20 protein-coding genes and 1 pseudogene are annotated in these 23,608 nt (G+C 73.4%); 19 read left to right on the forward strand and 2 right to left on the reverse strand.

Features of this window, described 5'->3' with window-relative positions:
• Window positions 1-4: 4 nt before the first annotated feature.
• The 5 genes and pseudogenes from ACQP10_RS12505 to ACQP10_RS12525 all read left to right on the forward strand — a co-directional run.
• Window positions 5-1,846 carry an ABC transporter ATP-binding protein gene (locus ACQP10_RS12505; protein ID WP_346020933.1) on the forward strand — a complete coding sequence of 614 codons (1,842 nt, stop codon included), beginning with the start codon at window positions 5-7 and terminating at the stop codon, window positions 1,844-1,846.
• Window positions 1,843-3,615: an ABC transporter ATP-binding protein gene (locus ACQP10_RS12510; RefSeq protein ID WP_433541396.1), complete on the forward strand. Its 1,773-nt coding sequence runs from the start codon at window positions 1,843-1,845 to the stop codon at window positions 3,613-3,615. Before ACQP10_RS12505 ends, ACQP10_RS12510 begins: the two co-directional genes overlap by 4 nt.
• 187 nt (window positions 3,616-3,802) lie before the next feature.
• Window positions 3,803-4,759 (forward strand): polyphosphate kinase 2, encoded by a 957-nt coding sequence (gene ppk2, locus ACQP10_RS12515; RefSeq protein ID WP_392572135.1) that lies wholly within the window; start codon window positions 3,803-3,805, stop codon window positions 4,757-4,759.
• A gap of 154 nt (window positions 4,760-4,913) precedes the next feature.
• The gene (gene hisI, locus ACQP10_RS12520) at window positions 4,914-5,261 is read left to right on the forward strand and encodes a phosphoribosyl-AMP cyclohydrolase (protein WP_179818363.1); all 348 of its coding nucleotides are present in this window, start codon (window positions 4,914-4,916) and stop codon (window positions 5,259-5,261) included.
• 89 nt (window positions 5,262-5,350) lie between these two features.
• Window positions 5,351-5,410 (forward strand): annotated as a pseudogene (locus ACQP10_RS12525) (hypothetical protein); the annotation flags it as partial.
• Between the two features lie 18 nt (window positions 5,411-5,428).
• Here the strand turns inward: ACQP10_RS12525 and ACQP10_RS12530 are convergent.
• Window positions 5,429-5,578, reverse strand: coding sequence for a hypothetical protein (locus ACQP10_RS12530; protein ID WP_433541397.1), 150 nt, complete (start codon window positions 5,576-5,578; stop codon window positions 5,429-5,431).
• A 95-nt stretch (window positions 5,579-5,673) separates the two neighbouring features.
• Between ACQP10_RS12530 and ACQP10_RS12535 the strand changes: the two genes are divergently transcribed.
• The 12 genes from ACQP10_RS12535 to ACQP10_RS12590 all read left to right on the forward strand — a co-directional run bounded on the left by ACQP10_RS12535 (window position 5,674) and on the right by ACQP10_RS12590 (window position 15,755).
• Window positions 5,674-5,886 carry a Trp biosynthesis-associated membrane protein gene (locus ACQP10_RS12535; protein ID WP_433541398.1) on the forward strand — a complete coding sequence of 71 codons (213 nt, stop codon included), beginning with the start codon at window positions 5,674-5,676 and terminating at the stop codon, window positions 5,884-5,886.
• 122 nt (window positions 5,887-6,008) lie between these two features.
• Complete coding sequence (locus ACQP10_RS12540; protein WP_399499569.1) at window positions 6,009-6,458, forward strand: DUF4190 domain-containing protein; 450 nt, start codon at window positions 6,009-6,011, stop codon at window positions 6,456-6,458.
• Between the two features lie 125 nt (window positions 6,459-6,583).
• Window positions 6,584-7,015 (forward strand): DUF2752 domain-containing protein, encoded by a 432-nt coding sequence (locus ACQP10_RS12545; protein WP_346020932.1) that lies wholly within the window; start codon window positions 6,584-6,586, stop codon window positions 7,013-7,015.
• A gap of 167 nt (window positions 7,016-7,182) precedes the next feature.
• Complete coding sequence (trpC, locus tag ACQP10_RS12550) at window positions 7,183-7,992, forward strand: indole-3-glycerol phosphate synthase TrpC (RefSeq protein WP_179818360.1); 810 nt, start codon at window positions 7,183-7,185, stop codon at window positions 7,990-7,992.
• Window positions 7,993-8,043: 51 nt separating this feature from the next.
• A complete protein-coding gene (gene trpB / locus ACQP10_RS12555) occupies window positions 8,044-9,234 on the forward strand; it encodes a tryptophan synthase subunit beta (RefSeq protein WP_312873378.1) in 1,191 nt (396 codons plus the stop codon).
• A gap of 71 nt (window positions 9,235-9,305) precedes the next feature.
• Complete coding sequence (trpA, locus tag ACQP10_RS12560) at window positions 9,306-10,103, forward strand: tryptophan synthase subunit alpha (protein WP_179818359.1); 798 nt, start codon at window positions 9,306-9,308, stop codon at window positions 10,101-10,103.
• Window positions 10,104-10,638: 535 nt separating this feature from the next.
• Entirely contained in the window at window positions 10,639-11,145 is a 507-nt protein-coding gene (locus ACQP10_RS12565; RefSeq protein WP_346020284.1) for a MauE/DoxX family redox-associated membrane protein, read from the forward strand.
• Window positions 11,145-11,909, forward strand: coding sequence for a DsbA family protein (locus tag ACQP10_RS12570; protein ID WP_433541399.1), 765 nt, complete (start codon window positions 11,145-11,147; stop codon window positions 11,907-11,909). Before ACQP10_RS12565 ends, ACQP10_RS12570 begins: the two co-directional genes overlap by 1 nt.
• A 26-nt stretch (window positions 11,910-11,935) precedes the next feature.
• Window positions 11,936-13,063, forward strand: coding sequence for a prolipoprotein diacylglyceryl transferase (gene lgt / locus ACQP10_RS12575; protein ID WP_433541400.1), 1,128 nt, complete (start codon window positions 11,936-11,938; stop codon window positions 13,061-13,063).
• Complete coding sequence (locus tag ACQP10_RS12580; protein ID WP_346020282.1) at window positions 13,060-13,776, forward strand: VIT1/CCC1 transporter family protein; 717 nt, start codon at window positions 13,060-13,062, stop codon at window positions 13,774-13,776. The genes lgt and ACQP10_RS12580 overlap by 4 nt, the downstream gene beginning before the upstream one ends.
• A complete protein-coding gene (locus tag ACQP10_RS12585; protein WP_433541401.1) occupies window positions 13,773-14,957 on the forward strand; it encodes a hypothetical protein in 1,185 nt (394 codons plus the stop codon). Before ACQP10_RS12580 ends, ACQP10_RS12585 begins: the two co-directional genes overlap by 4 nt.
• A gap of 168 nt (window positions 14,958-15,125) precedes the next feature.
• Window positions 15,126-15,755 carry a hypothetical protein gene (locus ACQP10_RS12590; RefSeq protein ID WP_433541402.1) on the forward strand — a complete coding sequence of 210 codons (630 nt, stop codon included), beginning with the start codon at window positions 15,126-15,128 and terminating at the stop codon, window positions 15,753-15,755.
• On the opposite strand, the gene ACQP10_RS12595 is transcribed toward ACQP10_RS12590, so the two are convergent.
• On the reverse strand, window positions 15,721-17,319 hold the full coding sequence (locus ACQP10_RS12595; RefSeq protein ID WP_433541403.1) for a bis-aminopropyl spermidine synthase family protein: 1,599 nt from the start codon (window positions 17,317-17,319) through the stop codon (window positions 15,721-15,723). The genes ACQP10_RS12590 and ACQP10_RS12595 overlap by 35 nt on opposite strands.
• Before the next feature lie 268 nt (window positions 17,320-17,587).
• Here ACQP10_RS12595 and gltB point away from each other — a divergent pair, with 268 nt between their 5' ends.
• Window positions 17,588-22,093: a glutamate synthase large subunit gene (gene gltB, locus ACQP10_RS12600; RefSeq protein WP_433541404.1), complete on the forward strand. Its 4,506-nt coding sequence runs from the start codon at window positions 17,588-17,590 to the stop codon at window positions 22,091-22,093.
• 15 nt (window positions 22,094-22,108) lie between these two features.
• Window positions 22,109-23,587 carry a glutamate synthase subunit beta gene (locus tag ACQP10_RS12605; protein WP_433541405.1) on the forward strand — a complete coding sequence of 493 codons (1,479 nt, stop codon included), beginning with the start codon at window positions 22,109-22,111 and terminating at the stop codon, window positions 23,585-23,587.
• The last annotated feature ends 21 nt before the right edge of the window (window positions 23,588-23,608 follow it).

Raw genomic sequence — 23,608 nt, forward strand, 5'->3', positions numbered from 1 at the left:
GGTCATGCGTAAAGGGCTCCGCGTCCTCGGGGTGGCCATCCGGGCCGAGAAGGCGGTCTTCACGGCCGCCGTTCTGGCCAGCGCCCTGTACGGCGTGATGACGGTCGCGTCGGCGTGGGCGCTGGGCTGGGCGACCGAGCACGTGGTGCTCGCCTCGTTCCGGCAGGGAGGGGTCGGCGGCGGCGCGCTCGCCCTCGGCGCCACCCTGATCGTCGGCGTGTCGGTGCTCAAGGCGTTCGGCGTGGCCGGGCGGCGCTACTTCGCCGGCGTCATGCAGTACCGGATGCAGGCCGCCTCCCGGCGCGGCGTCACCCGCCAGTACCTGAGGCTGCCCCTGTCGTGGCACCACCGCCACCCCACCGGGCAGCTGCTGTCCAACGCGAGCTCCGACGCCGAGGCCGCCTGGGCGCCGCTGGCGCCGCTGCCGATGGCGGTCGGCGTGGTCGTCATGCTGATCACCGCGGCCGTCTCGATGGTCCTCACCGACCCGGTCCTCGCGCTCGTCGGCTTCCTGATCTTCCCCGCGATCGCCGTGCTGAACCTGGTCTACCAGCGCCGCCTCAGCCCCCTGGCCACCCGCGCCCAGCAGCTCCGCGCCGAGGTCAGCGAGATCGCGCACGAGAGCTTCGACGGCGCCCTGGTCGTCAAGACCCTCGGCCGCGAGGACGAGGAGACCGCGCGGTTCCGCGCCCGCGCCGGGGAGCTGCGCGACGCCAACGTCGCCGTCGGCCGGGTCCGCGGCCTCTTCGACCCGCTGCTGGAGGCGCTGCCCACCCTCGGCGTGCTCGCCGTGCTGCTGATCGGCTCGATGCGCCTGGAGAGCGGCGAGGTCACCCCGGGGACCCTCGTCGAGGTGGCCTACCTGTTCACCCTGCTGTCCTGGCCGATCCGGGCGCTGGGCTGGGTGCTTGCCGAGCTGCCCCGCGCGGTCGTCGGCTACGAGCGGGTCCAGGCCGTGCTGTCCGCGACGGGCTCCATGGCCCACGGCCATGCCGAGCTGCGCGGCGAGGCGCCGGCCAGGCTGGAGATCCGCGGTCTCCGCTACTCCTACGGCGACGCCGAGGTGCTGCACGGGGTGGACCTCACCGTCGAGCCCGGCCGCACCGTGGCGCTGGTCGGGCCCACCGGCTCGGGCAAGTCCACGCTCGCGCAGACCTTCGTCCGCCTGGTGGACCCGGCGGAGGGCGCCGTCCTGATCGACGGGACGGACCTGCGCGAGGCCGCCCGCGGCGAGGTCAGCGCCGCGGTCGCGCTGGTGCCGCAGCAGACGTTCCTGTTCGACGACACCGTGCGCGGCAACGTCACCCTCGGCCTGCCGGTCACCGACGAGGAGGTCCGGGAGGCGCTGCGCCTGGCCCAGGCCGACGGCTTCGTCGGCGCGCTGTCCGACGGGCTCGACACCAGGCTCGGCGAGCGCGGCGCGTCCCTGTCCGGCGGCCAGCGCCAGCGCCTGGCCCTGGCCCGCGCGCTGGTCCGCCATCCCCGGCTGCTCGTCCTGGACGACGCCACCTCCAGCGTCGACCCGCAGGTGGAGGCCAAGATCCTGTACGGCCTGCGCGACGCGGCCCGCGCCTCGACCGTGGTCGTCGTCGCCTACCGGATGGCCACCATCGCCCTGGCGGACGAGGTGGTCTACCTGGAACACGGCCGCGTCGTCGACCGGGGCCCGCACGAGGAGCTGATCGGCCGCTGCGAGGGCTACCGGAACCTCGTCACCGCCTACGAGCGCGAGGAGGCCGAGCGCGAGGCGCTGGACGAGGCGGGAACGGGGACCGGGGCCGGGCTCACCGGGGCCGCGACCGGGACCGTCACGGAGGACACGGAAGAAGAAGAGGTCAGAGCGTGAGTTCGCTTCAGGGGACCGAGCGCTCGGCGCTGGCCACCGTACGCCACGGGCTGTCGCTCACGCCCGAGTTCCGCAAGGGCCTGGCCGGGACGCTCGCCCTGGCCGTGGTCGCGACGCTCGGCAAGGTGATCGTGCCGATCGCCGTCCAGCAGACCATCGACCGGGGGCTCAAGGGATCGGTCCCGGACGTGCCCTACATCCGCTCCGCCGTGCTGCTGTGCGCGGTGGCCGTGGTGCTCACCGCGCTGTGCGCGTACCTGATGAACGTCCGCCTCTACCGGGCCACCGAGGCGTCCCTGGCCACGCTGCGGGTGCGCGGCTTCCGCCACGTGCACGACCTGTCGGTGCTCACCCAGAACACCGAGCGCCGCGGCGCCCTGGTCTCCCGCGTCACCGGCGACGTGGACCAGATCAGCACGTTCATGCAGTGGGGCGGCCTGATGATCATCATCTCGATGGGGCAGCTCCTGGTCGCGACCGTCCTGATGGCGGTCTACTCCTGGCAGCTCACCCTGCTGGTGTGGGCCTGCTTCCTGCCCCTGATGATCGTGCTGCCGCGCTTCCAGCGATGGCTGTCGACCGCCTACACGCTGGTCCGCGAGCGGGCCGGCGACATGCTGGCCGCGGTCAGCGAGTCGGTCGTGGGCGCCGCGGTGATCCGCGCCCACGCCTCCGAGGCCCGCACCGCCGAGCGGCTGGACGCCGCGATCGACGCCAGCAGGGCCGCGCAGACCCGCGCGCAGCGGATCGTCGCCACGGTGTTCCCGGTGACGGAGATCGTCGCGGCGGCGACGGTCGCCGGCGTGGTGCTGCTCGGGGTGCGGCTGGGCGTCTCCGGCGAGATGACCGCCGGCAGCCTGGTCGCCTTCCTGTTCCTGATCACCCTGTTCGTCTCTCCCCTGCAGACCGCCACCGAGGTGCTCAGCGACGCCCAGAACGCCGTGGCCGGCTGGCGGCGCGTCCTGGGCGTGCTGGACACCCCGCCCGACGTGGCCGACCCGGGCCCGGACGGGGTCGAGCTGCTGCGCGGCCCCATCTCCGTCGCCTTCGAGGACGTCTCCTTCGCCTACCCCGGCGGCCCCCCGGTGCTGAGCGACGTGTCCGTCGAGATCCCGCCGCGCTCGCGGATCGCGGTGGTGGGGGAGACCGGCTCGGGCAAGACCACCTTCGCCAAGCTGCTGACCCGCCTGATGGACCCGGTCTCCGGCCGGGTCACCGTGGACGGCGAGGACCTGCGCCGGATCCGCTTCGCCTCGCTGCGCGAGCGGATCGTCATGGTGCCGCAGGACGGCTTCCTGTTCGACGGCACCCTCGCCGACAACATCCGCTTCGGCCGCCCGCCGGCGACCGACGAGGAGATCACGCTGGCCCTGACCGAGCTGGGGCTCGCCGACTGGCTGGAGGGGCTGCCCGCCGGGCTGTCCACCCCCGTCGGCCAGCGGGGCGAGTCGCTGTCGTCGGGCGAGCGGCAGCTCGTCGCCCTCGCCCGCGCCTACCTCGCCGACCCCGACCTGCTCCTGCTCGACGAGGCCACCTCCGCGGTGGACCCCGCCACGGAGGTACGGCTGGCCCGCGCGCTGGAGGGCGTCACGCGGGGCCGTACGGCCGTCTCCATCGCCCACCGGCTGTCCACCGCGGAGGCGGCCGACGAGGTGCTGGTCTTCGACCGGGGCCGGATCGTGCAGCGCGGCCCGCACGCCGAGCTGGTCCGCCAGGGCGGCGTCTACGCCGACCTGCACGCCTCCTGGGTCGCGGCGGCCCGCTCCTGAGGGTCGTCCGGAGGAGGCCGTCCCGTAGGCCGCCGGGGGCCGCCGGGGCCGCGGCCCCGGCGGCGTCCCCCGGTGCCGCCGTCCAGGTGGCGGCGCCGTTCCGGTGGGGACGCCGAGGATTAGCGTGCGAGCGGTGAGGTAGTGCCTGTGGTGTGAACCCGACATCCGCGCCACGGGGAGAACACCGATGACGGACCTGACCGACGAGGACGCGCAGGGGCAGCGGCCACCGGTGCTCGACGTGCGCTCCGCGGCGGCCCGCAGCGAGCTGCTCGACGAGATGTCCGACCTGAGGGTCCTGGACGATGACGACGACGACCCCGTGCTGGTCAGGGAGGACGGCAGCCCGGTCGACACCTGGCGGGAGAAGTACCCCTACGGGGAGCGGATGGGCCGGGCGGAGTACGACCGGCTCAAGCGGCTCCTCCAGATCGAACTGCTGAAGCTGCAGTACTGGATCAAGGACACCGGCGGGCGGCTGGTGATCCTGTTCGAGGGACGCGACGCGGCCGGCAAGGGCGGCACCATCAAGCGGTTCATGGAGCACCTCAACCCGCGCGGCGCCACCGTCGTCGCCCTGGAGAAGCCCAACGAGCGCGAGAGCACCCAGTGGTACTTCCAGCGCTACATCTCCCACCTGCCGGCCGCCGGCGAGATGGTCTTCTTCGACCGTTCCTGGTACAACCGCGCCGGGGTGGAACGGGTGATGGGTTTCGTCTCGCCCGACGACTACCTGGAGTTCCTGGAGCAGACCCCCGAGTTCGAGCGCATGCTCGTCCGCGACGGCGTCCACCTGGTGAAGTTCTGGTTCTCGGTGTCCCGCTCCGAGCAGCGCACCCGCTTCGTGATCCGCCAGGTGGACCCGGTCCGGCAGTGGAAGCTGTCGCCCATGGACCTGGCCTCCCTCGACAAGTGGGAGGAGTACACCCAGGCCAAGGAGGACATGTTCCTGCACACCGACACGGAGGCGGCGCCGTGGACGGTGATCAAGAGCAACGACAAGAAGCGCGCCCGCATCGAGGCGATGCGCCACGTGCTCAGCCTGTTCGACTACACGGACAAGGACCGGGAGATCGTGGGCGTGCCCGACCCCAGGATCGTCGTCCAGGCGGCCGACCTGCTCGATGACGACCGCGCCCGCTGAGGTGCGGCGGGGCGTCCCGCGCGCGGTGACCGTACGGCGGGATCTCTCGCGGCGGGCCGCCCGGCGTGGGAACCGGGCGGCCGGTGCGGGAGCGGTGGCGGCCGGTGCGGGGACCGGGCGGCGGCCCGGCCCCCGGCTGCGGCAGAATTGCGGCATGTCCCTTGACCCCGCCATCGCGGCCCGGCTGAAGCGCACCGGCGACGGGCTGGTGCCCGCAGTCGTCCAGCAGTACGACACCGGCGAGGTGCTGATGCTCGCCTGGATGGACGACGAGGCGCTGCACCGCACCCTCACCACGGGTCGCGCCACCTACTGGTCGCGCAGCCGCGGCGCCTACTGGGTGAAGGGCGAGACCTCCGGCCACGTCCAGCACGTCAGGTCCGCCGCCCTCGACTGCGACGGCGACACCATCCTGCTCAAGGTCGACCAGGTGGGCGCGGCCTGCCACACCGGCGACCGCACCTGCTTCGACGCCGACCGGCTCGAGGTGACGTCCGGGTGACGGCCGCGCGGGCGTTGTGGACCTGGGTGGCGGTGTGCGCGGCGGGAGCCGGGCTGGTGCTGCTCGCCTCCGGTCGCGACTGGTTCACCGTGACGTACGGCGCCCGCGCGGTGCCGGTCGCCGCGGCGGACGTGGCCCCCGCGCTGGGACCGGCGGCCTGGGCGTCGCTAGCCGCGGTCGTCGCGGTGCTCGCGACCAGGGGTGTGGCGCAGGATCGTCGGCGGCGTGATGGCGGTGTGCGGGGCCGGGGCGGTGGTGGCGGCCTGGGCCGGATCCCGCCCGGCCGCGGCGGCCGCGGTCGCCGCCGAGCAGGCCACCGGAGCGGCCGGCCAGACCGGCGGGCTGGTCGCCGCGGTCCCGGCCTGGCCGGTGGTGGCCGGCGTGGGGGCCTGGTCCTGCTGGCCGGGGAGTGGTGGCCGCCGTCAAGGGAGGCGCCTGGCCCGGCATGTCCGACCGCTACGAACGCTCCGGCGGGGCGGGCCGCGCCGCCGCCCGGGGCACCGGCGAGCGGGCGCTGTGGGACGCGATCGACCGGGGCGCCGACCCGACGGTCGACCCCGAGACGCCGGACGACCCCGAGGCGCCGGGCAGGCCGGACGGCCCGGGTACGCCGCGTCCGTCCTGAACACCGCGCGTCCCGGGCTCGCCGTGAGGTCACGACCTGTGCACGGAAAAGGGCGTGGACCGATGGGACCGCCCTTTCTTCACTAGGATTTCGCCCCGCGGTGTCGACAAAGGGGGTATTTCATGAATTACGGGAACCAGTCCGGCGGTTATGGACCTCCGTCCGGCGGTTACGGTTCCTCCGGCGGTTACGGCCCGGCGGACGGTTACGGCGGAGGGGGCGGGTACGGCCCGGGGAACGGATACGGCGCGCCGGGCGGGTACGGGCCGCCCGGCGGCTACGACCCCTACGGTTACGGCCCGCCGCCGCCCCGCGGCAACAACGGCATGGCCATCGCCGCGCTGATCCTGGGCATCTCGGGTCTGTTCCTGTGCGGGACCACCTCGATCGTGGGCGTGGTTCTCGGCCATGTCTCGCTGAGCCAGATCAAGCGCAGCGGGGAGGAGGGGCGGGGCATGGCGATCGCCGGGCTGGTCCTGTCCTACTTCGGCATCGCCTCCTGGGTGGTCCTGCTGCTGATGTGGTTCGCCGCCTTCGGGCTCTTCGCGGGCGCGGTCTACACGGGGCTCTGACCGGCGCGCGCCCGCCCCGCCGCCGGGTCGGCGGAGGGGCGCCGGCCGGGGGTTGAGTATCGTGGCCGGTGAAGGTCGTCCCGGTGACGAGGACGCGCGGGCAGGGCGGAGGTGCGGGCGAGACGATGGCGACGGACGGGGGCGTGGTCCCGCGGGGGCCGCGGGCGAGGTCCCTGGCGGTCCCGCTGGCCGCCGCCGCGGCGGCGGCCCTGGCGGCCGCCTACGTCGGGGCCGTCGACCCCGGCGAGCCCGGTCACTACCCGCCGTGCCCGTTCCTGGCCCTCACCGGCCTGTACTGCCCGGGCTGCGGGGGGCTGCGGGCGGTGCACGCGCTCGTCCACGGCGACCCGGCCGCGGCGCTGGGGTTCAACCCGCTCGTCGTGGCGCTGGTCCCGGTGGCGGCGCTGGTGTGGGGCCGGTGGGTCCTGCTTTCCTGGCGGGGTCGGCCGTTCACCGTGAAATCCGTACAAGCTAACTATGTATGGTCATTTCTAGCTTTAATGATCCTTTTTTGGATATTGCGGAATGTACCTTTTGGGGAATTCCTAGCCCCATAGTCGGCTACGGTGTCCCCCGTGGCAGGTGGACCCGGCAAGCCCGATACCATCGGCTGGACAAGGGCAATCGATTCGGGAGGGGCCTTACTCGTGAGCGAGTGGAGCGAGCGGACCGCGGTCACGGCAGGGTTCGCTGACCTGACCTCCGAGTTTCGCGAGGAGGTCAGGTGAGCGTGCTGGACGAAATCCTCGACGGGGTGCGCGCCGACCTCGCCGAGCGGCAGCGATCGGTGTCGCTGGAGGAGCTCAAGGAGCGCGCCCGTCGGGCCGCCCCGCCCCGTGACGCCTATGCGGCGCTCGGCGGGGACCAGGTGGCCGTCATCGCCGAGGTCAAGCGGTCGAGCCCGTCCAAGGGCGCGCTGGCCGCGATCGCCGACCCCGCCGCACTCGCCGGGGACTACGAGGCGGGCGGCGCCCACGTGATCAGTGTCCTGACCGAGCGGCGCCGGTTCGGCGGCAGCCTCGACGACCTGGCGGCCGTCCGCGCCGTCGTCGACATCCCGGTGCTGCGCAAGGACTTCGTCGTCACCTCCTACCAGCTGTGGGAGGCCCGGGCCTACGGCGCCGACCTGGCGCTGCTGATCGTGGCCGCCCTGGAGCAGAACGCGCTGGTCTCCCTCATCGAGCGGGCCGAATCGATCGGGCTGGCCCCGCTGGTCGAGGTGCACACCGAGGAGGAGCTCGACCGGGCGGTCGAAGCCGGGGCGAAGATCATCGGCGTCAACGCGCGCAACCTCAAGACCCTCGAAGTGGACCGCGACGTCTTCGCCAAGCTGGCCGCCAAGATCCCCGAGGGCGTCATCAAGGTCGCCGAGTCGGGGGTGCGCGGCCCCCACGACCTGCTCGCCTACGCCAGGGCCGGCGCCGACGCCGTCCTGGTGGGCGAGAGCCTGGTCACCGGCAAGGACCCGCGGGCCGCGGTGGTCGACCTCGTCACCGCCGGAGCCCACCCCGCATCCCGACCCGAGGGGCAGTGAGCAGTGACAGAGGGAACCATCCTGACCCCCGCCGACCTCGCCGGTAACGGCGTGTACGGCGACGACCCCGACGTCCGGGGCAAGTTCGGCGTCTTCGGCGGCCGCTACGTGCCGGAGGCCCTGATCCCGGCGCTCGACGAGGTCGCCGCCGAGTACGAGAAGGCCAAGAACGACCTCGCCTTCATCCGCGAGTTCGACCACCTGCTGCGCACCTACGCCGGGCGGCCGACCACGCTCACCGAGGTGCCGCGGTTCGCCGAGCAGGCCGGCGGGGCCCGCATCATCCTCAAGCGCGAGGACCTGACCCACACCGGCGCACACAAGATCAACAATGTGCTCGGCCAGGCCCTGCTCACCAGGCGCCTCGGCAAGACCCGGGTGATCGCCGAGACCGGTGCGGGCCAGCACGGCGTCGCCACCGCGACCGCCGCCGCCCTGCTCGGCCTGGAGTGCGTGATCTACATGGGGGCCGTCGACTGCGAGCGCCAGGCGCTCAACGTCGCCCGCATGAAGCTGCTCGGCGCCACCGTCGTGCCGGTCGCCAACGGCAGCCAGACCCTCAAGGACGCCATCAACGAGGCGTTCCGCGACTGGGTGGCCAACGTCGACCACACCCACTACCTGTTCGGCACCATCGCCGGCCCCCACCCGTTCCCGGAGATCGTCCGCGACTTCGCCCGCGTCATCGGTGTCGAGGCCCGCCGCCAGATGCTGGAGCTCACCGGCCGGCTGCCGGACGCCGTGGCCGCCGCGGTCGGCGGCGGATCCAACGCGATCGGCATCTTCCACGCCTTCATCGGCGACCAGAACGTCCAGCTGCACGGCTACGAGGCCGGCGGCCGGGGCGCCGGGAGCGGCGAGCACGCCCTCACCCTCACCCAGGGCTCCGTCGGCGTCCTGCACGGCGCGCGCACCTACGTGCTGCAGGACGACGAGGGCCAGACGATCGAGTCCCACTCGATCTCCGCCGGTCTCGACTACCCCGGCGTCGGCCCCGAGCACGCCTGGCTCAAGGACACCGGCCGCGCCACCTACCACGGCGTCACCGACGCCGAGGCGATGGAGGCGTTCGCGCTGCTCGCCCGCACCGAGGGCATCATCCCGGCGATCGAGTCCTCCCACGCCCTGGCCGGGGCCCTCAAGCTCGGCCGCGAGCTGGGTCCCGAGGCGATCATCCTGGTCAACCTCTCCGGCCGCGGTGACAAGGACATGGGCACCGCCATGAAGTACTTCAACCTCTGACGACCGGCCCGCCCCCGCCCCGGCACGGGGCGGGGGAGGAACGGGCCCGAACCGCGCGACTGGAACCAGCGATGACGACTCTTCAGACGGTGTTCGCCAAGGCGAAGGCGGACGACCGCGCGGCCCTGATCGGATACCTCCCGGCCGGCTTCCCGACCGTGGAGGGCGCCGTCGCGGCCGCCTCCGCCATGGTGGAGGCCGGCTGCGATGTGATCGAGATCGGCCTGCCGTACTCCGACCCGCTCATGGACGGCCCGACGATCCAGGCGGCCGTCCACCGGGCGCTGACCAACGGCACCCGTATCGCCGACGTGATGCGCACCGTCGAGGGCGTCGCCGCGACGGGCGCCGCCACCCTGGTCATGACGTACTGGAACCCGATCGACCGCTACGGCGCCGAGCGGTTCGCCCGTGACCTGGCGAGCGCCGGGGGGACGGGCACCATCACGCCCGACCTGACGCCCGAGGAGTCCGGCGTCTGGCGCGAGGCCAGCGCCGCCGCCGGGATCGACACGGTCTTCCTCGTCGCGCCCAGCTCCACCGAGGAGCGCATCAAGGCCGTCGTCGACTGCTGCACCGGCTTCGTCTACGCCGCCTCCCTGATGGGCGTCACCGGCGCCCGCGACCAGGTCGGCTCCGCCGCCCGCGGCCTGGTCGAGCGGACCCGCCCGCACACCGGCCTGCCGGTCTGCGTCGGCCTGGGCGTCGGCACCGGCGACCAGGCCGCCGAGGTGGCCGGGTACGCCGACGGCGTCATCGTCGGCTCGGCCTTCATCCGCCGCCTGCTGGACGCCTCCGACGAGGCCGCCGGCCTGGCTTCGGTCCGCGAGCTCGCCGCCGAACTGGCCGAGGGCGTCCGCCGCCGCTGACGGCGCGCCGCCGACCACACGCGGCCGGCACCGTACACCCGCGGGTGTACGGTGCCGGCCGCGTGACGTTTCATACGCCGCCCCCCGCCCCCCGCGCGCCGCCCGCCGCCGGCCGTACGGCGTCGGCCGCGCGACACCCCGCACACCGGCCGCGCATCGGCCGCGCGCCGTCATGGCCCGCGGTCCGCGGCGGTGACACGCCGGACCCCGGGCGGGCGGGGGCCGCCCCGATGCGCGGGCCGGCGTCCAGAGCCGTAAAGAATCGTCTCCGACCGGCATATCCGCAGCTCAGAGCCCTATCTCGGATAAAATTCCCAGGTCGCCCCGTTCGGCCGCGTCCGGAGCCGGGTGGCCCGCGGCCGTCCGCCGCAGGCTTATCCGACGCTTACCGGGCCCGTGATGAGATCTCCGCGAGATGGCGGGGGTTTCCGCGACGAGCGCAGGCGGGGGCCTGGAATAGGAGACGATGATGCTCGTGACTTCCGAGAAGCCCACCAGCGTGGGAACACGGCGCGCGATTTCGGCGCTACCCTGGGTGACGACCGTTTCGCGGTTGGTGCTCGCGGGTGTGCTGATCGCCGCAGGTTGGCAGAAGATCGGCACTCCCGTGCTCTCCGTCCAGGCGGTCGAGGCATACGAACTGCTTCCTGAATCGTTGGCCAAGGTGGTCGGCTACGGCCTTCCCATCCTGGAGATCGTCGTAGGGGTGTTGCTGGTCGTCGGGCTGCTCACGCGCGTCGCGGGCATGATCTCCATGCTGCTGATGCTCGCGTTCGTCATCGGCATCGCCTCGGCGTGGGCGCGCGGGCTGCGCATCGACTGCGGCTGCTTCGGCGGCGGCGGTCAGCTCAAGGCCGGGGCCGAGCCCGACTACCTCCTCACGATCCTGCGCGACACCGGTCTCTTCGCGCTCGGCGTGGTCGTCGCCTGGTTCCCGCCGGGCCGGCTCGCGCTCGACTCCGCGCTGGGACTGACCCCCGGGCGGGAGGTGTACGACGCCGAGGGCGACGAGGAGGAGCCCCACGTGAAGGAGAACCGCTGATGGGCAAGGCCGCGCGTGACCAGTCGGTCCGCGACCGGATCAAGGCGCAGCGCGAGGAGGAGCGGCGCAGGGAGCGGCTCCGCCGTATCGTGACCATCGCCGCCGCCGCCGTCGTCACCTTCGGCGCCATCGGCGCCGGCTGGTGGTTCGCCGCCCAGGGCAGCAAGCCCGAGGAGTCCAGCGGGGTGCTCGCCCCGATCAGCGTCGCCGCCGACGGCTCGGTGGTGATGGCCAAGCCGGGCGTGAACAAGCCGGTGCTCGAGGTCTACGAGGACTTCCAGTGCCCGGCCTGCAGGGCCCTGGAGGAGACCAGCGGCTCCACGATCAAGAACCTCGCGGCCGAGGGCAAGGCGAAGGTGGTCTACCACCCGATCACGATCTTCCCCGAGGACATGAACAAGGGCGTCACCCGGGGCAACTCGCTGCGCGCCGGCGCCGCCGCGCGCTGCATCCCCGGCGGCGCCCCGTGGTCCAGGTTCCACGACCAGCTGTTCAGGAAGCAGCCGGCCGAGAACACCCCGGGCTTCTCGCTGGAGGACCTGGTCGCCTGGGGCAGGGATGCCGGCGTCACCGACCCCGGCTTCGAGCGGTGCGTGACCGGCCAGGAGAAGGCGCAGGCCCACCTCGCCGCCAGCGCCAGGATCCTCGACCAGGCGAAGCTGAAGGGAACCCCGACGCTCAAGCTCGACGGTAAGGAGGTCGACAACGAGGTGGCGTTCCGCCCGGCGGAACTGCGTCAGGAGGTCGTTGATGCGGCCAAGTAGCCCGCGACACGGTAACGTCACCTGACATGCCCCTCGCCTCGATTCCCAGCCCTTCCCAAGGGGTCTGGCATCTCTTCGGCGTCGTCCCCGTCAGGGCCTACGCGCTGTGCATCGTGCTCGGTGTCATCGTCGCCGTCATCATCGGCGAACGCCGCTGGCGGGCCCGCGGCGGGGCCCCGGGCACGATCGTCGACCTCGCCGTCTGGGCCGTGCCGTTCGGCCTGGTGGGCGGACGTCTCTACCACGTCATCACCGACTGGCAGCTCTACTTCGGGCCGGACGCCCCCAACAGGCCCATCGACGCGCTGTTCATCTGGAACGGCGGGCTGGGCATCTGGGGCGCCATCGCGCTCGGCGCGCTCGGCGTGTGGTTCGGCTGCCGCAGGCGGGGCATCTCCCTGTCCGCGGTGGCCGACACCGTCGCCCCCGGCATCGCGGTGGCCCAGGGCATCGGCCGCTGGGGCAACTACTTCAACCAGGAGCTGTTCGGCGGGCCGACCGATCTGCCGTGGGGGCTGGAGATCGATCCCGACCGGCCGGGCACGATCCCCGGGGTCTCCACCTACCACCCCACGTTCCTGTACGAGTCGCTGTGGGACCTGGCGCTGGCCCTCCTCCTGGTCTGGGCGGGTCGCAGGTTCGCGCTGCGCCACGCCAGGGTGTTCGCCCTGTACGTCGCGGGCTACACCGCGGGCCGGTTCTGGATCGAGGGCATGCGCATCGACGAGGCCCACCACATCCTGGGCCTGCGGCTCAACCAGTGGACCTCGGTCGTGCTGTTCCTCGCGGCGCTGGCCTACTTCTGGTACGCCCGCGGCAGGACCGGCGAGGAGCGGATCCTCGCCGCCGGTCCCGGCGGCGAGCCGCCCGCCGACCCCGCCCACCCGGCCGGCCAGGCCGACGGGCACGAGACCGCCGCGGCGGACGGGCCGGGCACGGAAGGCGAGACCGGTACGGCGAACGGGACCGATCCGGCAGACGAACCGGGTAAGACCGGCGAACCGGGCATAGCGTCGGCCGGGCTAGCCTTGGACACCGGAGGGGGCGCCGATCCGGCGCACCCGGCGGACCAGGCCGACGGGCCGGAAGAGCCCGCCGACTCCCGGAAGGGGGTCGCGGAGGCTGCGTCCGACGGTCGGAAAGAGAAACGATGAGCGGAGGGTCCGGCACGCGTGCCGAGATCCATCACGAGCACCGTGACGTCAACGGCGGCTGGCTGCGGCCCTCGGTGTTCGGCGCGATGGACGGTCTCGTCTCCAATTTCGCCCTGATCGCCGGCGTGGCCGGCGGCACCTCCAGCACCAAGGTCGTCGTGCTGGCCGGGGTGGCCGGGCTGGCGGCGGGCGCGTTCTCGATGGCCGGCGGCGAGTACGTCTCGGTGGCCAGCCAGCGCGAGCTCGCCATCGCCGAGATCGACATCGAGCGGCGCGAGCTGGAGCGCAACCCGCAGGCCGAGCAGGACGAGCTGGCCAGGCTCTACGAGTCGCGCGGCGTCGAACCCGCGCTGGCCGCCGAGGTGGCCCGGCAGATCTCCCTCAATCCGGAGAAGGCGCTGGAGGTGCACGCCAGCGCCGAGCTGGGAGTCACCCCGGACGACCTCCCCTCGCCGAAGATCGCAGCGATCTCCTCCTTCCTGTCCTTCAGCCTGGGCGCGCTGCTGCCGCTCCTTCCGTACCTGCTGGGCGTCACCAGCCTGGTCTGGCCGGCGGTGCTGTCCTGCCTGTCCCTGTTCGGCGCGGGCGCCCTGGTCTCCCGGGTCACCGCGCGCAGCTGGTGGTACAGCGGCCTGCGTCAGCTCCTGGTCGGCGCGGTCGCCGCGGCGCTGACGTTCGGCCTGGGCAGCCTCCTGGGAGGAACCGGCCTGTGACGACTCCCCCCGGGCGCAAGCGCCGTCGCGGCGCCTCCAGACCGGCCACCCCCGAGGCTCCGGGCGTCCCCTTCCCGCCCGGCTCCGCTGCCCCGGACACCCCCTTCCTGGACGGTCCCTTCCCGCCCGGCCCCGCCGCGGACGACCCCTTCTTCCGGGAGGCGTACGCCGGGGGCGCCCCCGCTTTCCCGGGCACGCCCGCCCGGGACGCCTCCGCCGTCCCGCCCGCGTCCGCCGCGGCGGACCCGAGGGGGTTCGCGGAGGCCGCGGGGACCGCGGAGTTCGCGGAGGAGACCGCGAGGAGCGCGGGGTCTACGGCCGGCCGGGGGTCCAGGGGCCGCGGCAGGTCCCGCCCGGAGAGGTCCCGTTCCGAGAAGCCCCGCCCGGAGAAGCCCCGCTCCGAGAAATCCCGGCCCGAGAACCGCTTCGACAGCGGCTCCCGGCTGGAGGAGTGGGGCCTGACCCCGTTCCAGCGGCGGGCCGTCGTCGCGGCCGCGGTGCTGGCCGGAGTGGTGGGCACCATCGTCGCCGTGGTCCTCGTCGTCGGCTCGCTGGGTCAGGACGTCGTTCCCGAGCGGGCCACCACCGCCGCGCTGGTCACCCGGCCCAGGCCCGACGTCTACAAGGGCTGGGCGTCACCGAAGCTGTTCACGCCGATCGCGCAGAGCAAGGCCGACCCCAAGCCGCTGACGGTCAAGGACGTCTTCGCGGCCAGGACCGTCAAGGAGGGCAAGGTCACCCTGCGGCTGGCCGCCACCGACCTGGGCGCCGACTGCCCGGGGGCGGCCTGGGGGCAGCTCGCCGACCGGCTCGCCCAGAGCGGGTGCACGCAGGTCGCCCGGGGTCTCTACACCAGTGCCGACGGCCGCTACGTCGCGATGTACGCCCTGTTCAACCTCCGTGACGCCGCCTCCGCCGACGGGCTCGTCCAGGGGATGACCACGGCGTACCGGGGCGGCTGGGTCAAGGCGCCGCAGTCGGGCAAGGCGGTCTTCCCGTCCGGGGGATACACCGAGGGCAGCGGCTACGCCATGGGCCACTACGCCGGCCTGGCCTGGGTCGGCCGCGCCGACGGCGCCGAGCCCGGCCCCAGGGACGACTTCGTCACGCTGACCCTGGCGGTCCGCGGCGCGGAGAAGGCCGTTTTCCGCCGCGTCGTCGCGGCCGACCCGGCCTCCTGACCTCCCGGGCTCCGTCTCCGTACGTCGCGACGTCCCCGGTCCGGGACACTCTGCCCGGGACACCCCACCCGGGCCGTCCCCGGCCGGGGCGCGTCCGCGCACGTACCGGCGGCCCGGATCGGCGCTCCGGCCCCGGGCGTCCCCCGCGTCCCAGTAGGCTGGTGCGTCATGCGCAAGTGGATCGCCGCAGCCGTCGCCGTTCCGGTCGTCGCCGCGGGGGCGGCGGCCTTCCTGTGGCTGCGCGGTGGAGACCTCCCCCGGCCGGCGACCCTGCGCAGCGAGACGACCAGCGCCATCTACGCGCCGATCGCCACCCGCGCCGCCGACCCCGCCCCGCTGACCGCCGACGAGGTCTTCCCCACCGGGTCGGTGGCCGCGGGCGGGTCCACCCTCGCCCGCCAGGGCACCGAGACGCTCACCGACTGCGCCGCGGCGGTGTGGGGGGACGCCGAGGAGGCGGTCGCCGGGTGCGGCCAGGCGCTGCGCGCCCGCTACGCCACCGCCGACGGCCGGGTCTTCGGACAGTTCGTCGTCTTCAACCTGGCCGACGCGGCCGCCGCCGACCGGCTGGTGCGGACGTTCTCCGGCCCCCGGGGCGGCGGTTTCGTGCGCCTCGCCCCCGGGGCCCCGGCCGGCTTCGGCGCCGCGCGGAGCTGGGCGCAGGTGCGGGCCCTGGGGCACTACGTCACCGTGAGCTGGGTCGGCCCGGTGGGCGGCGGGGGCCGGGTGGACCTGACCTACCCGCAGGTGGCGCTCGACAGCCTCAGCCTGGCCGTCCAGCGTCGCCTGACACGCTGACGCCCGCGCCGGCCTCCTCCGCCGCCCGCACCGACGCCCGTACCGCGGCCGGCAGTTCGGCGAGGCGGCCGGCGGGCAGCTCCAGGACGGTCACCTCGCCCGCCCATGGCGCGGCGGCCTCCACCAGGGCCCTGGCCTGCCTCTTGGTCAGGCCGTCCCGGATCCGGATGAGGCCCTCGCGCCAGGTGTTGGCGAGCTTGCCGTGGGCGTTGTCCAGGATGTGCCGCAGGACGCGCCCCTCGTCCGTCTCCGGGGCCGCCAGCCGTACGGCGCGCACGACGGGGCCCTCGGCGGACAGCTCGTACAGGGACGTCAGCGGCGCGCCGGGCAGGCCGCCGGGCGGCTCGGCGAGCGTGACCCGCACCTCGCGGGCGCGGGTGGCCAGCAGCAGCCGGGGGAGCGCCGCCTCCATCCCGGCGGGTACGGCGATCGCCACGCGGCGCGGGTCGCCGGCGTGCGGCTTGGCCAGCCAGGTGGCCAGCCGTGTGCGCTGCACCCGGGGGAGGATGTCCTTGGACCACTCGCCGACCAGCACCTCGGGCGCCTCCCCGGGGTCCGGCGCGGCGGCCCGCGCGGCCGGCCCCGCCGACTCGACCGACTGGGGGCCGTGGGTGTAGATCGCGGCGCTGAGACCGTCGACGCGGGCCGCCATGGCGGGCCAGGTCTTGGTGGTGGGACGCAGGACGTACAGGTCGGCGGCCGAGCCGATGGCCTCGGCGCCGAAGTAGCGGTTGAAGTCCGGGTAGATCGCCTCGCTGACGAGGTTGAGCTGGGACAGGGCGTGCTGGACCTTCAAAGCCAGGGCCGGGGTGCGCTCGCTCGCGCCGTACGCCAGCAGGACGCGGCCCTGCTCGCGGTCGCGCAGTCCCTGCACGGCGCGCGCGGTGAACAGGCCGATCCCCTCGGGGGTGTAGGGCGGGTCGGTGATCGCCAGGTCGGCCCAGGCGTGCGCCGAGGCGGGCAGGCCCAGGCGCAGGTCGGCCCAGCGGGTCCGGACGGACAGGCCGAGCCGTTCGGCATTGCCGGAGATGTGGTCCAGGATGCGCTCGTCGATGTCCACGACGGTGATCTCGACGCCCGGGTGCAGCAGCGCGGTCGCCAGCGAGGTCAGGTCGTGGTCGCCCACGCACAGCAGCCGCGCGCCGTCCAGCCAGAACCGGGCGTCCATCAGCAGCGCCCGCCGGACCACGGTGTCGGCGGTCGCGGCGACGTGGTCGAGCGCCTGGCGGCCGCGCGGAGCCCGGGCGATCAGCTCCTCCATCGTCGCGACCAGGTCGGCGTGGCCGGGCAGCAGGTGGGCCACCGGGTCGGCCGGCGCGGCCTCCCTGGTGACGCCGGCGATCCCGGCGATCCCGGACGGCGGGCGCGTCAGCCGGAACCGGTCGCCGGAGCGCTCCAGTTCGACCTCGCGCAGCAGCGCCTCGACGGTCCGCCGGGACGTCGCCGTCTCGCGGACCAGGTCGGCCAGCGTCCACCAGCGGCCCCCGGCCAGCGCAGCGAGCACCGCCCGCGGCCGCCTGCCGTCCACGCCGGCCCGCGCGATGAGGTCTTCGATCCCTTCCATGGCTCAACCCTAGAGGCGTACGGCGGGGCGTCCCGCGCCGCCGTACGCGGCACGGGGCCGTAATCCGCGCGCCATCCGCCCGTCACCGTCCGCCGGAGCGGAGAGTCACCGTAAAGGGGGAGAAAACCGTAAAACATCTGTCAAATGGTCACTATGTGGACAGGATGGCCGCGTTTTGGACGGGGTACTGTAATGTCGAAACACTACGCAGCAGGGCCAACGTCGTCCCTTGCTTGATCCAGAGCAGTGAGACGACGGGAGGGATTCAATGCCTGCTGCCCACTTCGGCTTCCCCGAGCCCCAGGGCCTGTACCACCCCGAGCACGAGCACGACGCCTGCGGGGTCGCCATGGTCGCCGACGTGGCCGGGCGCCGCAGCCACGACATCGTCGTCAAGGCCCTGACCGCCCTGTGCAACCTCGACCACCGCGGGGCCCAGGGGAGTGAGCCGGACACCGGCGACGGAGCCGGGATCCTCACCCAGATCCCCGACGCGTTCCTGCGCGCCGTGACCGGTTTCCCGCTCCCCGAGGCGGGCTCCTACGCCGCCGGCACCGCCTTCCTGCCCGCCGATCCCGAGGCCCGCGACACCGCCGTGCGGCTGATCGAGGAGATCGCCGCGGAGGAGGGGCTGACCGTCCTCGGCTGGCGCGACGTGCCGACCGACCCGTCGCTGCCCGGGCCCAGCGCCCGCGCGGTGATGCCGTCCTTCCGGCAGCTCTTCGTCGCCTCCGCCGAAGGCCGGCGCGGCCTGGAGCTGGACCGGCTCGCCTTCTGCCTGCGCAAGCGGGCCGAGCACGAGGCGGACGTCTACTTCCCCTCGCTGAGCTCCCGGACGATCGTCTACAAGGGCATGCTCACCCCCGGCCAGGTCGAGCGGTTCTTCCCCGACCTGACCGACGAGCGCTACGAGACCGCGATCTCGCTGGTCCACTCGCGCTTCTCGACCAACACCTTCCCGTCGTGGCCGCTGGCCCACCCCTACCGCTACGTCGCCCACAACGGTGAGATCAACACGGTCCGGGGCAACCGCAACTGGATGCGGGCCCGCGAGGCCATGCTGGAGACCGCCGCGATCCCGGGCGACCTGTCGCGGCTCTTCCCGATCTGCGACCCCGACGGCTCCGACACCGCCTCCTTCGACGAGACGCTGGAGCTGCTCCACCTCACCGGGCGTTCGCTGCCGCACGCGGTGCTGATGATGATCCCCGAGGCGTGGGAGAACCACACCGAGATGGACCCCGCGCGGCGGGCCTTCTACGAGTTCCACTCCACCCTCATGGAGGCGTGGGACGGCCCCGCCTCGATCACCTTCTCCGACGGCACCCTGGTTGGCGCGGTCCTCGACCGCAACGGCCTGCGTCCCGGCCGGTTCTGGGTCACCGCCGACGGCCTCGTCGTGCTCGCCTCCGAGGCCGGCGTGCTCGACATCCCGCCGCAGGACGTGGTCCGCAAGGGCCGCCTGCAGCCCGGCCGGATGTTCCTCGTCGACACCGCCCGCGGCAAGATCATCGAGGACGACGAGATCAAGGCGGAGTTGGCCGCCGAGCTGCCCTACGCCGAGTGGCTGCACGCCGGGCTGGTCCGCTTCGAGGAACTGCCCGCCCGCTCCCGCGAGATCCCCAGCCACGGCGCGCTGGTCAGGCGCCAGCAGACCTTCGGCTACACCGAGGAGGAGCTGCGGATCATCCTGGCCCCGATGGCCAGGGCCGGCGCCGAGCCGATCGGCTCGATGGGCACCGACACCCCGGTCGCGGTGCTGAGCGAGAAGCCCCGGCTGCTGTTCGACTACTTCAGCCAGCTGTTCGCGCAGGTCACCAACCCGCCGCTGGACGCCATCCGCGAGGAGCTCGTCACCTCCCTGTCCAGCACCCTCGGCCCCGAGGGCAACCTGCTGGAGCCCGGACCGGCCTCCTGCCGCCAGCTCGTCCTGCCGTACCCGGTGATCGACAACGACGAGCTCGCGAAGATCATCCACATCAACGACGAGGGCGCGCTGCCCGGCTTCCACCCGCACGTCGTCTCCGGCCTGTACGAGGTCGCCGGCGGGGGAGAGGCGCTGCTGCGCCGCCTGGACGAGATCCGCGCCGAGGTCTCCGCCGCGATCGAGGGCGGCGCCCGCGTCATCGTGCTGTCCGACCGCGGCTCCACGGAGACCCTCGCGCCGATCCCGTCGCTGCTGCTCACCGGCGCGGTCCACCACCACCTCATCGCCGAGAAGACCCGCACCCGGGTCGGCCTGGTCATCGAGACCGGCGAGGCCCGCGAGGCCCACCACATGGCGCTGCTCATCGGCTACGGCGCCGGCGCGGTCAACCCCTACCTCGCCATCGAGACCGTCGAGGACATGGTCGCCACCGGCGCGCTCGCCGGCGACCCCGCCAAGGCCGTGCGCAACCTCATCAAGGCGTACGGCAAGGGCGTCCTGAAGGTCATGTCCAAGATGGGGGTGTCCACCGTCGCCTCCTACACCGGCGCGCAGATCTTCGAGGCCCTCGGCCTCGGCGCCGAGGTCATCGACACCTGCTTCGCCGGGACCACCTCCCGCCTGGGCGGCGTCGGCTTCGACGTCCTCGCCGAGGAGGTCGCGCGGCGCCACCGCCGCGCCCACCCGCGCGTGGACAACGCCCACCGCCGCCTGGAGGTCGGCGGGGAGTACCAGTGGCGCCGCGAGGGCGAGCCGCACCTGTTCAACCCCGAGACCGTCTTCAAGCTGCAGCACGCCACCCGCTCGCGCCGCTACGAGATCTTCAAGGAGTACACCTCCATGGTGGACTCCCAGGCCGAGAGGCTCATGACGCTGCGCGGCCTGTTCCGGCTCCGCGAGGGCGTCCGCGAGCCGGTCCCGATCGAGGAGGTCGAGCCGGTCTCCGAGATCGTCAAGCGGTTCTCCACCGGCGCCATGTCCTACGGCTCCATCTCGATGGAGGCCCACGAGACCCTCGCCATCGCGATGAACCGCCTGGGCGGCAAGTCCAACACCGGCGAGGGCGGCGAGGACCCCGAGCGGCTGCGCGACCCCGAGCGCCGCTCGGCCATCAAGCAGGTCGCCTCCGGCCGGTTCGGCGTGACCTCCGAGTACCTCGTCAACGCCGACGACATCCAGATCAAGATGGCCCAGGGCGCCAAGCCCGGCGAGGGCGGCCAGCTCCCGGGCCACAAGGTCTACCCGTGGATCGCCAAGACCCGGCATTCCACCCCCGGCGTCGGCCTCATCTCGCCGCCGCCGCACCACGACATCTACTCCATCGAGGACCTCGCCCAGCTCATCCACGACCTGAAGAACGCCAACCCCGCGGCGCGCGTGCACGTCAAGCTCGTCGCCGAGGTCGGCGTCGGCACGGTCGCGGCGGGCGTGTCCAAGGCCCACGCCGACGTCGTGCTGATCTCCGGCCACGACGGCGGCACCGGCGCCTCCCCGCTGACCTCGCTCAAGCACGCCGGCGCCCCCTGGGAGCTCGGCCTGGCCGAGACCCAGCAGACGCTGCTGCTCAACGGCCTGCGCGACCGCATCGTCGTCCAGGTCGACGGCCAGCTCAAGACCGGCCGCGACGTGGTCATCGCCGCGCTGCTCGGCGCCGAGGAGTACGGCTTCGCCACCGCCCCGCTGGTCGTCTCCGGCTGCGTGATGATGCGCGTCTGCCACCTCGACACCTGCCCGGTCGGCGTCGCCACCCAGAACCCCGAGCTGCGCAAGCGCTTCTCCGGCCGGCCCGAGTTCGTGGTCAACTTCTTCGAGTTCATCGCCGAGGAGATCCGCGAGTACCTCGCCGCCCTGGGGTTCCGCAGCCTGGAGGAGGCCGTCGGCCACGCCGAGCTGCTGGACACCGCCTCGGCGGAGGACCACTGGAAGGCCGCGGGCCTGGACCTGTCGCCGATCCTGCACCGTCCGGAGCTGCCCGGCGGAGTCGCGCTGCGCCGCGTCCGCGAGCAGGACCACGGGCTCGCCGCCGCCCTGGACAACACCCTGATCCAGCTCGCCGAGGGCGCGCTGAACGACGGCCGCCCCGTCACGCTGGAACTGCCCATCCGCAACGTCAACCGTACGGTCGGCACCATGCTCGGCCACGAGGTGACCAGGCGGTACGGCGGCGCCGGCCTGCCCGACGACACCGTCGACATCCGCTTCACCGGCTCGGCCGGCAACTCCTTCGGGGCCTTCCTGCCCCGCGGCGTCACGCTGCGCCTCACCGGCGACACCAACGACTACGCGGGCAAGGGCCTGTCCGGCGGCCGCGTCACGCTGCGGCCGCACGAGGAGGCCCCGCTGGAGGGCCACATCATCGCCGGCAACGTCGCCCTGTACGGCGCGACCTCAGGTGAGATGTTCGTCCGCGGCGTGGCCGGCGAACGGTTCTGCGTCCGCAACTCCGGCGCCACCGCGGTCGTCGAGGGCGTCGGCGACCACGGCTGCGAGTACATGACCGGCGGCCGGGTCGTCGTCCTCGGGCCCACCGGCCGCAACTTCGCGGCCGGCATGTCCGGCGGCGTCGCCTACCTGCTCGACCTCGACGCCGCCCGCGTCAACCGGGAGATGGTGGAGATCGAGGCGCTCGGCGACGACGACGCCGATGAGCTGCGCGGGCTCCTGGAGCGGCACCTGGCCGAGACCGGCTCCACGGTCGCCAGGGCCCTGCTCGCCGACTGGGACCCCGGCCGGTTCAGCAAGATCATGCCGACCGACTACAAGCGGGTCATGACGGCCGCCGAGGCCGCCCGGCTCGAAGGACGAGACATCGACGAGGCCGTCATGGCGGCCGCCGTACAGGGATAGAAGGGGGCGTAACCGATGGCCGACCCGAAGGGTTTCCTCACGCACGGGCGCGAGCTGCCGGCCCGCCGCCCGGTGGACGTGCGCATCCGCGACTGGAAGGAGGTCTACCAGGACTTCCCGCGGCCCGCGCTGACCAGGCAGGCCTCACGCTGCATGGACTGCGGCATCCCGTTCTGCCACAACGGCTGCCCGCTGGGCAACCTCGTTCCCGAGTGGAACGACCTGGTCTACCGCGACGACTGGCGGGAGGCCGCCGAACGGCTGCACGCGACCAACAACTTCCCCGAGTTCACCGGCCGCCTGTGCCCCGCCCCGTGCGAGTCGGCGTGCGTGCTCGGCATCAACTCGGACCCCGTCGCCATCAAGCGGGTCGAGGTCGAGATCATCGACCGCGCCTTCGCCGAGGGCTGGGTCGCCCCCGCGCCCCCGGCCGTCCGCACCGGCAGGCGCGTCGCGGTCGTCGGCTCCGGTCCCGCCGGACTGGCCGCCGCCCAGCAGCTCACCCGGGCCGGGCACGACGTCGTGGTCTTCGAGCGCGCCGACCGGATCGGCGGCCTGCTGCGCTACGGCATCCCCGAGTTCAAGATGGAGAAGCGCCACATCGAACGCCGCCTGGAGCAGATGCGGGCCGAGGGGACCGAGTTCCGCACCGGCGTCGACGTCGGCGTCGACGTCACCGCGGCGCAGCTGCGCGAGGAGTTCGACGCCGTCGTCCTGGCCGGCGGCGCCACCCTGTGGCGCGACCTGCCGATCGCCGGCCGCGACCTGGGCGGCGTCCACCAGGCGATGGAGTACCTCCCCGAGGCCAACCGGGTCCAGGAGGGCGACCTGCGGGCCCCGGCGATCGACGCCGCGGGCAAGCACGTCGTCGTGATCGGCGGCGGCGACACCGGCGCCGACTGCATCGGCACCGCGATCCGCCAGGGCGCCGCGTCGGTCACCCAGCTGGAGATCATGCCCAGGCCCCCGGCGGAGCGCCCCGGCAGCCAGCCGTGGCCCACCTACCCCATCCTGTTCAAGATGGAGAGCGCCCACGAGGAGCTCACCGAGGGCGGCGGCACCCGCGTCTACGCCGCCTCCACCACCGAGTTCGTCGGCGACGACGACGGGAACATCAGGGCGCTGCGCCTGGTCGACGTCGAGGGCCCGGCGAGCGGCTTCGCGCCGATCCCCGGCACCGAGCGGGAGATCCCGGCCCAGCTCGTCACGCTGGCCATGGGCTTCCTCGGCCCGGAGAAGGGGTCCCTGCTGTCCGACCTGGCCGAGGACGGCGGCGAGGGCTTCTTCGACGCCCGAGGCAACGTCGCCCGCGACACCGCCTACATGTCCAAGGTGGACGGCGTGTTCGTCGCCGGCGACATGGGCCGCGGCCAGTCGCTGATCGTGTGGGCGATCGCCGAGGGCCGCTCGGCCGCCTCGGCCGTCGACCGCTACCTCACCGGCGACACGGCCCTGCCCAGGGCGATCCCGCCGACCGCCCGCCCGCTGGTCTGACGTCCGCGCCGGGAACCTCCG

Origin of the sequence: Streptosporangium sandarakinum (assembly GCF_050942225.1) — a bacterium.
Taxonomy (GTDB): Bacteria; Actinomycetota; Actinomycetes; order Streptosporangiales; family Streptosporangiaceae; genus Streptosporangium; species Streptosporangium nondiastaticum.

Bases quoted from the DNA above. Each gene is read 5' to 3' on its own strand.
- hisI (WP_179818363.1), top strand. From the start codon at position 4,914: ATGTCCCTTGACCCCGCCATCGCGGCCCGGCTGAAGCGCACCGGCGAC.
- trpA (WP_179818359.1), top strand. From the start codon at position 9,306: ATGACGACTCTTCAGACGGTGTTCGCCAAGGCGAAGGCGGACGACCGC.
- ACQP10_RS12605 (WP_433541405.1), top strand. From the start codon at position 22,109: ATGGCCGACCCGAAGGGTTTCCTCACGCACGGGCGCGAGCTGCCGGCC.
- gltB (WP_433541404.1), top strand. From the start codon at position 17,588: ATGCCTGCTGCCCACTTCGGCTTCCCCGAGCCCCAGGGCCTGTACCAC.
- ppk2 (WP_392572135.1), top strand. From the start codon at position 3,803: ATGACGGACCTGACCGACGAGGACGCGCAGGGGCAGCGGCCACCGGTG.
- ACQP10_RS12590 (WP_433541402.1), top strand. From the start codon at position 15,126: ATGCGCAAGTGGATCGCCGCAGCCGTCGCCGTTCCGGTCGTCGCCGCG.
- lgt (WP_433541400.1), top strand. From the start codon at position 11,936: ATGCCCCTCGCCTCGATTCCCAGCCCTTCCCAAGGGGTCTGGCATCTC.
- ACQP10_RS12505 (WP_346020933.1), top strand. From the start codon at position 5: ATGCGTAAAGGGCTCCGCGTCCTCGGGGTGGCCATCCGGGCCGAGAAG.
- ACQP10_RS12570 (WP_433541399.1), top strand. From the start codon at position 11,145: ATGGGCAAGGCCGCGCGTGACCAGTCGGTCCGCGACCGGATCAAGGCG.
- ACQP10_RS12545 (WP_346020932.1), top strand. From the start codon at position 6,584: ATGGCGACGGACGGGGGCGTGGTCCCGCGGGGGCCGCGGGCGAGGTCC.
- ACQP10_RS12580 (WP_346020282.1), top strand. From the start codon at position 13,060: ATGAGCGGAGGGTCCGGCACGCGTGCCGAGATCCATCACGAGCACCGT.
- ACQP10_RS12540 (WP_399499569.1), top strand. From the start codon at position 6,009: ATGAATTACGGGAACCAGTCCGGCGGTTATGGACCTCCGTCCGGCGGT.
- ACQP10_RS12595 (WP_433541403.1), bottom strand. From the start codon at position 17,319: ATGGAAGGGATCGAAGACCTCATCGCGCGGGCCGGCGTGGACGGCAGG.